The organism is Halopseudomonas pertucinogena (assembly GCF_014646575.1).
GTDB lineage: Bacteria > Pseudomonadota > Gammaproteobacteria > Pseudomonadales > Pseudomonadaceae > Halopseudomonas > Halopseudomonas pertucinogena.
The window spans coordinates 1-13,402 of record NZ_BMNN01000003.1; the positions used below are offsets into that span (position 1 = coordinate 1).

The 13,402-nt window shown below is 63.1% G+C and carries 10 protein-coding genes and 1 pseudogene; 1 reads left to right on the forward strand and 10 read right to left on the reverse strand.

Translation table 11 applies throughout. The features are described from left to right. Nucleotides 1–105 precede the first annotated feature (105 nt). Nucleotides 106–1,152 (reverse strand): annotated as a pseudogene (tssI, locus tag IEW63_RS07890) (type VI secretion system tip protein TssI/VgrG); the annotation flags it as partial. Between the two features lie 75 nt (nucleotides 1,153–1,227). Beyond that, nucleotides 1,228–1,746 (reverse strand): Hcp family type VI secretion system effector, encoded by a 519-nt coding sequence (locus IEW63_RS07895; protein WP_090539346.1) that lies wholly within the window; start codon nucleotides 1,744–1,746, stop codon nucleotides 1,228–1,230. Nucleotides 1,747–2,149: 403 nt separating this feature from the next. Here IEW63_RS07895 and IEW63_RS07900 point away from each other — a divergent pair, with 403 nt between their 5' ends. Then, a complete protein-coding gene (locus IEW63_RS07900) occupies nucleotides 2,150–3,919 on the forward strand; it encodes an SLC13 family permease (protein ID WP_188636085.1) in 1,770 nt (589 codons plus the stop codon). Between the two features lie 45 nt (nucleotides 3,920–3,964). Here IEW63_RS07900 and IEW63_RS07905 read toward each other — a convergent pair whose 3' ends face one another. The 8 genes from IEW63_RS07905 to mutL all read right to left on the reverse strand — a co-directional run bounded on the left by IEW63_RS07905 (nucleotide 3,965) and on the right by mutL (nucleotide 13,387). Then, a complete protein-coding gene (locus IEW63_RS07905) occupies nucleotides 3,965–5,254 on the reverse strand; it encodes an adenylosuccinate synthase (protein ID WP_188636086.1) in 1,290 nt (429 codons plus the stop codon). Between the two features lie 48 nt (nucleotides 5,255–5,302). Further along, the gene (locus IEW63_RS07910) at nucleotides 5,303–6,493 is read right to left on the reverse strand and encodes an ATP phosphoribosyltransferase regulatory subunit (protein WP_188636087.1); all 1,191 of its coding nucleotides are present in this window, start codon (nucleotides 6,491–6,493) and stop codon (nucleotides 5,303–5,305) included. A 155-nt stretch (nucleotides 6,494–6,648) separates the two neighbouring features. Further along, nucleotides 6,649–7,521, reverse strand: coding sequence for a protease modulator HflC (gene hflC / locus IEW63_RS07915; protein ID WP_188636088.1), 873 nt, complete (start codon nucleotides 7,519–7,521; stop codon nucleotides 6,649–6,651). Further along, a complete protein-coding gene (gene hflK, locus IEW63_RS07920) occupies nucleotides 7,521–8,726 on the reverse strand; it encodes an FtsH protease activity modulator HflK (RefSeq protein WP_188636089.1) in 1,206 nt (401 codons plus the stop codon). Before hflK ends, hflC begins: the two co-directional genes overlap by 1 nt. Before the next feature lie 118 nt (nucleotides 8,727–8,844). Further along, the gene (gene hflX / locus IEW63_RS07925; RefSeq protein ID WP_188636090.1) at nucleotides 8,845–10,146 is read right to left on the reverse strand and encodes a ribosome rescue GTPase HflX; all 1,302 of its coding nucleotides are present in this window, start codon (nucleotides 10,144–10,146) and stop codon (nucleotides 8,845–8,847) included. A 17-nt stretch (nucleotides 10,147–10,163) separates the two neighbouring features. After that, nucleotides 10,164–10,418: an RNA chaperone Hfq gene (hfq, locus tag IEW63_RS07930; RefSeq protein ID WP_188636091.1), complete on the reverse strand. Its 255-nt coding sequence runs from the start codon at nucleotides 10,416–10,418 to the stop codon at nucleotides 10,164–10,166. 129 nt (nucleotides 10,419–10,547) lie between these two features. Then, on the reverse strand, nucleotides 10,548–11,522 hold the full coding sequence (gene miaA / locus IEW63_RS07935; protein WP_188636092.1) for a tRNA (adenosine(37)-N6)-dimethylallyltransferase MiaA: 975 nt from the start codon (nucleotides 11,520–11,522) through the stop codon (nucleotides 10,548–10,550). Further along, on the reverse strand, nucleotides 11,522–13,387 hold the full coding sequence (gene mutL / locus IEW63_RS07940) for a DNA mismatch repair endonuclease MutL (RefSeq protein WP_188636093.1): 1,866 nt from the start codon (nucleotides 13,385–13,387) through the stop codon (nucleotides 11,522–11,524). Before mutL ends, miaA begins: the two co-directional genes overlap by 1 nt. Nucleotides 13,388–13,402 lie beyond the last annotated feature (15 nt).

Genomic DNA, 13,402 nt, shown 5'->3' on the forward strand with positions numbered 1-13,402 from the left:
ACAAGTCTCTTGCCAGGGCATGGGCTGGTCCTCCTTGCCCATACCGTAACTTGTGTAACCCATGTTGCCGGTCTGATCTGTTACCTATGTTGCCGGTTTGCACACTCCCCAGCCCTCTCCCACGAGGGGAGAGGGAGAAAACCAGAGTGGTCCTGATAGATCGGTGACAGATTCCTCTAGAACCTGCGGCTGTTTGCCTTCGTGGTGGAGCTCGGTGATCAGCCAGAGGTCGTTCCAGCTGGTTCTTGGGTGGCCTTGCAGTTCGAGGAAGTGGCCGCTGCGCAGGGTCGGCTGGTCGCTGTGGGCGGTGGCCTGGTGGTAGTCGCTGCGGTGGCGTTCGAGGCTGCGTTGGGCCAGTTGCTTGCCGCGGGTGCGGTCGGTGAAGCGCCCGGGGTAGTCGTAGTCTTCCAGGTCGGGCAGCTGTTCGGCCCGAGCCTGGCTTTCCAGCTGCAGGCGGGCTTTGTTGTGGTCGTAGTCACGGCGGGTGACGCGGCTGGTGCGGGTTTCCAGTCTTACGCCGAAGCGCTTGATCACCGGCTCGTCAGCGACCATGCCGTTGCCCTGGTCGAAGCTGACCGGGGCGAGGCGCGGGAATACGGTCTGGTCGTCGCCGAACACCAGCAAGTGGCCGTCCTGGCTGTGGCGGAAGTGGTAGTGGATGCCCTCTTCTTCACACAGGCGCTGGATGAAGTGCAGGTCACTCTCGTCGTACTGGGTGCAGTAGTCCCGTTCGGGATACTCGCTGCCCAGCTGGAACTGGAAGGCGTCGCTCTGGATGCCGTGGTCGTCGAGTACCCGGCTGATGATCTGCGGTACCGACAGGTGCTGGAAGATGCGCTGGTTGTGGCGCAGGGACAAATAGTGCAGGTGCGGTACCAGCTCCAGCCGGTAGCGGGTCATGCGTTTGCCGGATTCGCCGATGGCGGCGTGGTGGATCAGCCCGTGCAGGCCGGTGCCGTTACCGAGATCCAGCCAGGCGTTGTGCTGCAGCAGGGCTTCCAGGTCCAGATCGGGCTGGTCGCTGACCAGTTGCAGTTCGATACGGTAGCACTGGCTGATCGCCTCGCGGGCGCGGAAGCCCAGGACCTTGAAGTCGTGGTCGATGCCCGGCAGGGTCAGGGTGAAGTGTGCTGCGTTGGCGGGGGCGAACATCCGCTGTCCTCTTCTCGCGATAACGTGAAAACCACCGGCCGGTTACCCGGCCAGTGGTGGACGATTGTCACAGAATCACGCGGAGATCGGTGTGCGCCAGTCGTCAGAACCGGAAGTTCCGGACACTTCGTGGGTCCAGATGATCTTGCGGTAGGTGAAATACACATCTTCCAGGTGGGTGAAGTGCGACAGCGACGGATCCTGGCAGTTGGGCATGCGCGACTGCACGTCGACGATGATGGCGTCTTCCAGTTCGATGGTGAAGTAGTGCTCCTGGGTGCCGGTGGCGGAGGTGCGATACCATTCCAGACGGCACTTGTTCAGACGCTCGCCGGAGGTCAGGGCGTTAAACAGCAGGGGGGAGGACTTGTCGAAGACCTTGGTGATCATCAGCGGCTTATGTACGCGCTGGCCGGTAGGCTGACCGGACTGCGGGTCGCGGGGAATGATGACCTGATGATCGAAAGCCTGAACCAGGATCTGGTCTTCATGACCTTCCTGGAAGATGTTGCCGACCGAATCCTCGGTGAAGGTGCCGGCGGTGATGAGGCCCTGTTTGGTGCCTTCGATGGTCATGTACGCTGGTGTTGGCATCTTGCTCTCCTTGCCACGGGGTTTGAAGGAACCGGTTGGTGGCTCCCTGTGTGAGCCTGAACAAGAGCAAGCCCCATGCCACTTAAAAATAAATGGTTAAATTCAATACGTTACGAATTTCTACCGCTCCGTATTCTTTTCGCACCGGCCAGCTTGTGAACGACTTGGCATTAAAGTGCGCAACTTGTTGCGCACACCTGACCAGAAGCTGCGCAGGTTTCCTGCAGGCGCCGTCCCGCCTGCTCTGGCAGAGGATAACCACAGACTTATCCACAGCCGACGTGTGCAACAAGCTGCGCACTGCCCTTTGGCAACTTCTGCCGCTTCGCTGGATCAAAGCCCGACAATCGCGTTATTGTGCAATCGCTTCGGATAAAAACACCCCGGGTCAGGGAAGTCGTTGATGACAATAGAAATTGCGCTGGTGCTCGGCATTGCAGGCGTCGCCATCCTGCTGTTTGCCACGGAAAAACTTCGTATTGATGCAGTGGCGCTACTGGTGCTTTCCGGCCTGGCTATCCTGGGGCTGGTATCCCCCGGCCAGGCCCTGAGCGGTTTCAGCAACCAGGCGACGGTAACGGTGGCCGCCATGTTCATTCTGGCGGCCGGATTGCAGAACAGCGGCGCGCTGTCGGGTATCGGCCGATTGCTGGGCAATGCCAGATCGCCGTTCCTGTTCCTGTTGATCCTGTTCGGCGTGCTGGCCGTGGTGGCGCCCTTCGTCAACAATACCGCCGTGGTCGCTGTTTTCATGCCGATCGTGATGACCGCCACCGCCAGCATCGGCATGTCGGCATCCAAGGCGCTGATTCCCCTTTCCTATGTCTCGCAGATGGCCGGTGTCTGCACGCTGGTGGGCACTTCCACCAACCTGCTGGTCAATGCCATGGCCAGGGATCTGGGGCATCCGGGCTTCAGCATGTTCGAGTTCACTCCGCTGGGGGTGATCTGCTTCTTCGCCGGCTGCTTCTATCTACTCACCTTCGGGCGCTGGTTGCTGCCGGATACGCGGGCCACCGAACTGGTCGAGCACTACGAGCTGGGCAAGTACATCACCGAGCTGCGGGTCATGGCCGATTCGTCGCTGATCGGCACCTCGGTCGGCGAAGCCAAGCTGGGAGAGGAATATGGCGTCTACGTCCTCGAACTGCTGCGGGGGGAGGAAAAGGTCTGGTCGCCCCGCTCGCAGGTCCTCGAGGAGGGCGACATCCTCATTGCCCGGGGCGACTGGTCCAAGCTGGACGAGCTGAAAAACCAGACCGGGCTGGAGATCAACCCGGAGTTTCAGCTCAAGCAGCGAACCCTGGAAGAAGGCACGCAGCAGGTGCTGACCGAGGTGATGATAGCGCCCCGCTCGCGTCTGATCGGCAGCAGCCTGGCCATGCTCGACCGGCGCTGGCAGCACAGCGCTACCGTGCTTGCCGTGCATCGGCGCGGTGAGGTGCTGCGCAAGCAGCTGAAGGATGTCCGCCTGAACGTGGGCGATGTGCTGCTGTTGCTCACGCCGGAGAGCGAGATGGCGTCCCTGCGCAAGGACAACAACGTGATCGTCCTGAGTCAGCGCGATCAGGACAGGCCCATGGGCTGGCGCGCCCCCTTTGCGCTGGCGACCATGGTGCTGGTGATTGCCACCTCGGCCATTGGCCTGGCGCCCATCTCGATCACCGCTCTCATCGGCGCCGTGGCCATGACGCTGGCCGGCTGCCTGGAAGCGGATGAGGTCTACGACGCCATCGACTGGCGCATCATCATCCTGCTTGCCGGCCTGCTGCCGCTGGGGGTCGCCATGAGCCAGAGCGGCGCTGCGGAGTTCATCGCAGCCAATACCATCGGCCTGGTGAGCGGGTTCGGCCCGCTGGTGGTGCTGGCCGTGCTTTATCTCATGGCCCTGCTGCTGACCGAGTTCATGAGCAATGCCGCAGCGGCGGTACTGCTGACACCCATCGGCATGACCACGGCGAACATGCTCGACGTCGACCCTACCCCTTTCCTGATCGCCGTGACCTTTGCCGCGTCGACCAGTTTCGCCACACCGGTGGGCTATCAGACCAACACCATGGTCTACACCGCGGGCGGCTATCGCTTCACCGATTTCATCAAGGTAGGCCTGCCGCTGAACCTGATCTTCTGGGTGCTGGGGGTGATCTTCATACCCCTGTTCTGGCCGTTCTGAGCACAAAAAAGCGCCCCGCGGGGCGCTTTTTCATATCACATCAGCTCAGAAGATCTGCCGCTGGATGATGGTCTCGTTGCGATCCGGACCGGTGGAGATCAGATCGATCGGCGCGCCCACCAGCTCCTCGATGCGGGCGATGTACGCCCGGGCGTTGGCTGGCAGATCCTCGAGCTTCTGCACGCCCAGGGTGGACTCGGTCCAGCCCGGCATCTCCTCGTACACCAGTTCCAGGTCGGTGTAGCTGTCGGCATCGCTGGGTGCCTCGATCATCTGACCGTCGGCGTCACGATAGCCCACGCAGATCTTGATCGAGTCCAGACCGTCGAGCACGTCCAGCTTGGTCAGGCACAGACCGCTGATGCTGTTGATCTCTATGGCGCGGCGCAGGATCACCGCATCAAACCAGCCACAGCGGCGGGCACGACCGGTAGTGGAGCCGAACTCGTGACCACGGGTGGCCAGACGCTCGCCGATGTCGTCGAACAGCTCGGTCGGGAACGGACCGGAGCCGACACGGGTGGTGTAGGCCTTGGTGATGCCCAGCACGTAATCCAGGTACAGCGGGCCGACACCGGAGCCGGTGGATGTGCCGCCGGCGGTGGTGTTGGAGCTGGTCACGTAGGGATAGGTGCCGTGGTCGATGTCCAGCAGGGTGCCCTGTGCCCCCTCGAACATGATGTTGGCTCCGCTGCGGCGCAGCTCGTGCAGCTTCGCGGTTACGTCGCACACCAGCGGTTTCAGCCACTCGGCGAATTCGAGCGCATCTTCCAGGGTCTTCTGGAAGTCGATCGGCTCGACCTTGTAGTAGTTCTTCAGCACGAAGTTGTGGTAATCCAGCACCTCGCCCAGCTTGGCGGCGAAACGCTCGCGGTGGAACAGGTCGCTGACGCGAAGGCCGCGACGGGACACCTTGTCTTCATAGGCCGGGCCGATGCCGCGGCCGGTGGTGCCGATCTTGGCTTCACCGCGGGCGTTTTCCCGGGCCTGGTCCAGCGCTACGTGGTAAGGCAGGATCAGCGGGCAGGCGGTGCTGATGCGCAGCCGCTCGCGCACGGGTACGCCTCTGGCTTCCAGGCCGGTCACTTCCTTGATCAGGGCTTCCGGGGACAGCACCACGCCATTGCCGATGTAGCACATGACGTTGTCGCGCAGGATGCCCGAGGGGATCAGGTGCAGCACGGTCTTCTCGCCGTCGATCACCAGCGTGTGGCCGGCGTTGTGCCCGCCCTGGTAACGCACGACGGCGGCGACCTGATCGGTCAGCAGATCGACGATCTTGCCCTTGCCCTCATCACCCCACTGGGTGCCCAGGATGACAACATTCTTACCCATGTTCAGCTCTTGCCTCATCAATATGAACCGACCCGGCGGGCCGGAAAATCAGAATTCCAGCTCGCCAACCTGCCAGCCGTTGTTTTCATGGCGCAGGATGCGATCGCAGCCCAGCGCTGCAGCGTCGCTGTCCAGTTGCCCGGGAAGCGCCATTATCACCCGCTCACCGGCGGCGCGCAGCTCGGCGACCCTGGTCTGCAGGCCGGGCTGGTCACTGTGCGGCGCCCAGATGCCATGGTTGCGGCTGTCCGCTTCGATATCTCCCCATGCAACCAGCAGGCGCAGGTCGGTGGAGAAGCCTGTCGCCGGGCGAGCGCGACCGAAGTCCCGCCCGATATCATCGTAGCGGCCGCCCTGGGCGATGCTCTGACCGGTGCCGGGGATGAACGCCGCGAAGGTCACTCCGGTATGGTAGTAGTAGCCACGCAACTCGGCGAGATCGAAATACAGCGGCACCGACGGATAACGGGTGGAGATCACCCGGGCGATCTCCACCAGCTCATCCAGCGCGGTCAGGATATGCTCGGGGGCACCCTTGAACAGTTCATGGGCACGCTCCAGCACGTCGATATCCCCGGCCAGGTCGACCAGACCGCTGAGCATCGCGGCCAGCTCAGGCTGCTCTATCTGCGCCGTGATCTCGCGGACCTCGTCACCGGCCTTGCGCTGCAACGCACCGAACAACGCACGCTCGGCCGTCTCATCCAGCTCCGCGGCCTGCACCAGGCCACGGTAGATGCCGACATGGCCCAGATCCAGATGCACACCGGTCACGCGGCTGGCAGCAAGGGTCTCCAGCATCAGTGAAATGACTTCGATATCGCTGGCACTGGACGCATCCCCGTACAGCTCGGCGCCCAGCTGAATCAGGCTGCGCGCGGTGGACAGCGGGCGCGGCAGGGTATGCAGCACGCTGCCGCAGTAGCACAAGCGGCTCGGCCCTTCCGCACCCAGGGTGTGAGCGTCGATGCGTGCAACCTGGGGCGTGATATCGGCACGCAGACCGAGCATGCGTCCCGACATCCGGTCGGTCATCTTGAAGGTCTGCAGATCAAGGTCATGACCGGAACCGGTCAGGAGGGATTCGAGGTACTCGATGTGGGGGGTAATGACCAGGTCATAACCCCACCGGGAAAACAGATCCAGCAGTTGCCGGCGTGCTGCCTCGGTTCGGGCCGCCTCTTCAGGCAGCACTTCTTCGATCCCGTCAGGCAACAGCCAGCGATCAACAGTAGGCATCTTCAAAACCTTAAATTCGTTAGCGGATCAGGTACAGACAGGCGGCACCCATCAGCATGTACAGCAGGCCGGTCACAAAAAAGCCGGGATGCCCCGGCTGCGCGATTGTAGCATGATTTCAGGCGACCACACCCGCGGGTGTGGTCGCTTTCCGATCAGGGCTGCCGGGAGCCCTGGAAGAAGCGGAAGAAGTCGCTCTGCGGGTCCAGCACCAGCACGTCCGACTTGCTGTCGAAGCTCTCGCGGTAGGCCTGCAGGCTCCGGTAGAACGAGTAGAACTCCGGATCCTTGTTGTAGGCTTCGGCATAGATGGCCGCAGCCTGGGCATCACCCTGACCGCGGATCTCCTCCGCCTCACGGAAGGCTTCCGCCAGGATAACCCGCTGCTGACGATCCGCATCCGCGCGGATACCTTCAGCCAGCTCGCGACCCTTGGCGCGATGCTCTCGGGCTTCGCGTTCACGCTCGGAGCTCATGCGCTCGAACACGCTGCGGTTCACCTCTCGCGGCAGGTCGATCGCCTTGACCCGGACGTCGATGACTTCAATGCCCAGCTCGCGGCGGGCGCTGTCGTTCAGGTCAGCGGTGATGTCAGCCATCAGCTGGTCACGCTCCCCGGCAACCACTTCGTGCAGCGTACGGCGCGCCACTTCGTTGCGCAGGCCCGACTCAAGCTGGCGGGACAGACGCTCCTCGGCAATCGAGCGCATGCCGGAAGTGGCAGTGTAGTAACGCTGCACATTGGCGATGCGCCATTTGGCGAAGGAGTCCACCATCAGCGCCTTCTTCTCCAGCGTCAGGTAGCGCTGGGTGGAGGTATCCAGGGTCAGCAGCCGGCCGTCGAACAGCTTGGCTTCCTGGACGAAGGGCAGCTTGAAGTGCAGGCCCGGCGGCACATCATCACGCACCACCTTACCGAACTGCAGCACCAGGCCGCGCTCGGTCTGGGACACGATGAAGAAGCTGTTCCAGCCGACAACCAGCACCACCAGGGCAATGATCAGTCCAAAGATCGACTTGTTACTCATCAGCGGGTCTCCCTCGAACGCAGATCGCGCTGCTGCTGCAATTGAACTGGCAGGCGCGTATTGGCTTCAGCGCCGGTACTGGATGTGACATTGCTGCCGGATGAGGACGAGCTGCTGCCGCCCTGCTGCATCAGCTTGTCGATCGGCAGGTACAACAGGTTGTTGCTGCCCTCACCCGACACAACGATCTTGCTGGTGTTGCTCAGCACTTCCTGGACGGTCTCGATGAACATCCGCTCGCGCATCACTTCCGGCGCCTGGCGGTACTCGCTGACCAGCAGGTTGAAGCGTTCCGCCTCACCCTCGGCGCGGGCGACGATGGCCTGGCGGTAACCGTTGGCCTCTTCCAGCAGACGCTGGGCCTGACCACGGGCTTCCGGGATCACGCTGTTGGCATAGGACTCGGCCTGGTTGCGCTCGCGCACCTCGTCTTCCCGGGCACGGATCACGTCGTCAAACGCATCCTGCACTTCAGCCGGTGCCTGGGCGCTCTCGATGTTCACCTGCACCACGGTGATGCCGGTCTGGTAGTTGTCCAGATAACGCTGCAGGCGCTCGGTGGTGGCCACGCCCATCTGCTCCCGCCCCTCGGTCAGCACATCGTGCATCGGCGTCGAGCCGACCACGTGACGCAGCGCACTCTCGGTCGCGTGCCGCAGACTGGTTTCGGGATCCTCGACCTTGAGCACGAAGTCCTGCAGGTTGGAGATCCGGTACTGGACCGCCAGTGGCACCTCAACGATGTTCTCGTCTTCGGTCAGCATCTGCCCCTGTTGGCGGTAAGAACGGACCGCGGTGACGTTGCGCTGGAATTTCTTCTCAAACGGCGGGAAGTAGACATGCAGACCCGACTCGACGGTACGGTTGTACTCACCCAGTCGCAGAATCACGGCCTGCTCCTGCTCATCCACCATGTAGATGGCATTGAACAGCCAGATCACGAACAGCAGCAGTACGCCGATGATCCAGACGCCCTTGGGTATGCCCTGGCCGCCGCCGATCTGACGGCCGCCACCGCCACCACCGGCACGCTTCTTGTTGCCGAATATGCCGTTCAGGCTGTCCTGCAGCTTGCGCAGAGCCTCGTCCAGATCCGGTGGCCCCTGCTTGCCGCCGCGGTTGTCGCCGCCGCCACGGTTGCCACCGCTCCCCCAGGGGTCCTGGTTGTTCGAATTGTTACCGCCACCAGGCTCATTCCACGCCATAGCGTTCTCCGTTGTCCAAAACTGTGAAACCGCTTCGGTCGACACCGTCTGCCGACACAGTCATCTGCGCAATGCTACAGCAAACACCGGCCGGTTCGCGAACCGCAACCGGCATCCATTATTGCAAAGTGTGTTGTTCAAGGAAGGTTTCCGGCTGCCAGCCCTCGCGCTTGAGCAGGCGGTTGAAGTCCGCCCGGGGCAGGCGCAGATCCAGTTGCTGGCGACCATCCTCACCGGTGCGCTCGCCGGTAACCGCGCCGGCGGCATAGAACTGCGCACGCAGGCGGGCCTCGGCATGCTCGAGCACCACACGCTCCTGAATGATGTCCTCACCCAGACGCTCGATGATGGCCTGCAGCAGCAGATCCATCCCCAGCCCCTGCTGGGCCGACAGCCAGACCCGCACTGCCACGCCGTTCTCGTCCCGCTGGATCTGCGGTTCGAAGTTCTCCAGCAGGTCGATCTTGTTGTACACCTCCAGGGTCGGCAGTTCCCGGGCGCCGATCTCGTCCAGTACCAGGTGCACCTGCTCGATGTTCGACATGCGTTCGTCATCAGCCGAATCGATGACGTGCAGCAGCAGATCGGCCTGACTCGATTCCTCCAGCGTGGCGCGGAACGCCTCCACCAGCTTGTGCGGCAGATGGCGGATGAAACCCACGGTGTCGGCCAGCACCACCGGACCGATATCCGCCAGCTCGAGCCGGCGCAGGGTCGGGTCCAGCGTGGCGAACAGCTGGTCGGCCGCGTATACCGAGGCCTCGGTCAGCCGGTTGAACAGGGTGGACTTGCCGGCGTTGGTATAACCGACCAGGGACACAACGGGTACTTCCGCCCGTCGCCGGGCCCGGCGGGCCTGATCACGCTGGCTGCGCACCTTCTCCAGCCGCCGGGTGATCTGACGGATGCGCACGCGCAGCAGACGGCGGTCGGTTTCCAGCTGGGTTTCCCCGGGACCACGCAGACCGATACCGCCCTTCTGGCGTTCAAGGTGAGTCCAGCCGCGCACCAGACGGGTGCTCAGATGGTCGAGCTGAGCCAGCTCGACCTGCAGTTTGCCTTCATGGGTACGTGCGCGCTGGGCGAAGATATCGAGGATGAGGCCGGTACGATCGATGACCCGGCACTCGAGTTCGCGTTCCAGGTTGCGCTCCTGACTGGGGGTCAGAACGTGGTTGAAGATCACCAGATCCCCTTCCCCGGCCCTTACCAGCGCACGCAACTCCTCTACCTTGCCGGTACCGATCAGGAACCGCGGGCTGGGTTGATAACGGCTGATGGTGAGAAAATCGACCACCTCGGCCCCAGCCGAACGCACCAGTTCAAGGAACTCATGAGGGTCTTCCCGACTCTGCTCGTTCTGGCTTTCCAGGTGAACGAGAATGGCGCGTTCACCCCCCTCATGGCGTTCAAAGAACAATCAGGCCTCCTGTGTCATCAAGAGTTGTCGGCCTCGGCTTCTTCACCGGCACCCGGTACCGGCAGACGCACCGGACGGCCGGGCACGACTGTGGAGATGGCATGCTTGTAGACCATCTGGCTGACGGTATTCTTCAGCAGAATGACGAACTGATCGAACGACTCGATCTGACCCTGCAACTTGATACCGTTGACCAGGTAGATGGATACCGGAACACGTTCCTTGCGCAGAACGTTCAGGTAAGGGTCTTGTAGTGAATGCCCTTTTGACATTGCCTCACTCCTTATGGGAACCATTATGGAAACCGCTTGAATTGAAATAAAAAAATCCGGCCAGCCCAGCAGCTCGGACCATCATGACCCGGATGGCTGCCGAGACCTGCCGACAACAGAACTGAAAAGCTATATGGCGATCGATTCGATGTGTTTCAAGAGCCTGTCGGCCCTTTTCGGGTCGAGACTGTCGAACCATGCAATTTCCTCGCGCCAGCCGCGCAACCAGGTGAACTGACGCTTCGCCAACTGCCGGGTGGCAATTACCCCCCGCTCGATCATCTCATCACGTGAGAGCTTCCCCTCGAGATGATCCCACGCCTGCCGGTATCCGACGGCACGAACCGATGGCATCGATACATCCAGATCCCCCCGCGCATACAACGCTTCCACCTCCGCAATGAACCCCTGCTCGATCATCTGACTGAAGCGCAGGGCAATGCGTTCATGGAGGACATGCCGCTCCCGGGGAGCCACAGCCACATAGTGCGTAGTATAGGCCAAATTACCCGCCGCAGTCGCGCTGCTTTCGGCATTTTCCAGCGCCTGGCGGCGGTGCCATTCGGTCAGTGTCACACCGCTGACCAGAAACACTTCCCAGGCACGCTGGAGGCGTTGCGGGTCAGTGGGGTGAATGCGCCCGGCGGCCACCGGATCAACCTTCGCCAGCTCGGCGTGCACGGCCGGCCAGCCCTGCTCCCGGGCCAGGGCCTCGATCCTGGCACGCACGGCAGGGTCGGCCGGGGGCATCTGAGCCAGCCCATCCAGCAGCGCCTTGTAATAGAGCATGGTGCCGCCGACCAGCAGCGGAATGCGCCCGCGCTGCAGGATGTCGTCGATCAGTCGGCGCGCGTCAACACGGAAACGCGCGGCGGAATAGGCCTCGGCAGGATCGAGGATATCCACCAGGTGGTGCGGGTAACGACGCAGCGTCTCGGCGTCCGGCTTGGCGGTACCGATATCCATGCCCCGGTAGACCAGTGCCGAGTCGACACTGATCAATTCGCAGGGCAGGTGGTCTGCCAGGTGCAGCGCAAGATCGGTCTTGCCGGCGGCGGTGGGGCCCATCAGGCAGATCACCGCCGGTGAAGCTGGATGCGCCATCAACGCCCCCGCAGGAACAGCTTGTCCAGTTCCGGCAGGCTCATCCGGGTCCAGGTCGGCCGGCCGTGGTTGCACTGCCCACTGCGCTCGGTCTGTTCCATGTCACGCAGCAGCGCATTCATCTCGGCCAGTGTCAGCCTGCGGTTGGCACGCACCGAGCCGTGGCAGGCCATGGTGGCCAACAACTCGTTGCGATGGGCTTCGATGCGGTCGCTGGTGCCGTATTCCATCAGATCCGCCAGCACGTCCTGCACCAGCTGGGCGGCGTCGGCCTGGCGCAGCAGGGCGGGAATCTCGCGAATGGCCAGGGTCTCGGGCCCCATGCGCTGGAGCGCGAACCCCAGCCGGGCGAACCATTCGGCGTGCTCCTCGGCGCAGTCCGCCTGACGCTGGCTGACAGCCAGCGTCTCCGGCACCAGCAGGGGCTGGCTGCGCAGGCCTTCCAGGGCCATCGCCTGCTTGAGTCGTTCATAGGTGATGCGTTCATGGGCGGCGTGCATGTCCACCACCACCAGGCCCTCGGCATTCTCCGCCAGAATATAGATGCCGTGCAGCTGGGCGATCGCATAGCCCAGCGGTGGCACTTCGCCCGCCTCGCTCTCGGTGGGCAGCGATGGCGATGCCGACTCGCCGCCGTAAAGGCCGGCATAACCCTGCGCCGCTTCGGCCAGCAGCGTCGGGGACGGGCGCGTCAGCGCCGGCGCAGCCCAGCCGGCCGCTCCCGCGGCCGGCTCCTGCAGTGGCATGTGGGTCTGGCCGGAAAAGATGCCCGCCTCCAGGCCACCGCCGCTGGTCCTGCCCGCGCTGTAATCCAGCACCTCACCGCCCTTCAGCTCCGCAGCTGCCGGGCCCTGCCCGTCGGGACGCTGTTCGGCGAGGGCGCGATAGAGGGTACTGAACAGGAAGTCATGCACCATGCGCCCGTCACGGAAACGCACCTCATGCTTGGTCGGGTGCACGTTGACATCGACCACCGCAGGATCCAGCTCGAGGAACAACACAAATGTCGGGTGGCGCCCGTTGAACAGCACATCGCGGTAGGCCTGACGCACCGCATGGGCCACCAGCTTGTCGCGGATCATCCGGCCGTTGACGCAGAAGTACTGCAGGTCCGCCTGACTGCGGGAAAAGGTCGGCAGGCCGACCCAGCCCCACAGGCGCAGGCCGCCCCGCTCCTGGTCGATGGTGACCGACTGCTCGATGAAGGCGGGCCCGCAGATGCTCGCCACCCGGCGCTGGGCTTCCTGTTCGGTGTGGGCAGGACGCAGACTCAGCACTGACCGGCCATTGTGGCGGAGATGGAAGGCCACATCGAAGCGCGACAATGCGAGGCGTTTGACCACCTCTTCCAGATGGCTGAATTCGGTACGCTCGGTACGCAGGAACTTGCGCCTGGCCGGCGTGTTGAAGAACAGGTCACGCACTTCCACAGTGGTGCCCTGGGGGTGCGCCGCCGGCTGCACCCGCGGGTTCATGTCGCGGCCCTCGGTCTCGACCTGCCATGCCTGGTCGGCGCCCTCGGCGCAGGACGTCAGCACCAGGCGGGATACCGAGCTGACCGAGGCCAGCGCCTCGCCGCGAAAGCCCAGGGTGGCTACCCGTTCCAGGTCGTCCAGGTCGATGATCTTGCTGGTGGCGTGGCGCGACAGCGCCAGCGGCAGATCGCTCTCGATGATCCCCCGCCCGTTGTCGCGTACCCGCAGCAGCTTGACGCCGCCCTCCTCCACATCGATATCGATTCGCGTGGCCCCGGCGTCAAGACTGTTTTCCAAAAGTTCCTTTATTACCGAAGCGGGACGCTCCACCACTTCGCCCGCGGCGATCTGGTTGGCCAGGCGCGGGCTCAATAACTGTATTCGGGACATCTTCACCCCATGACC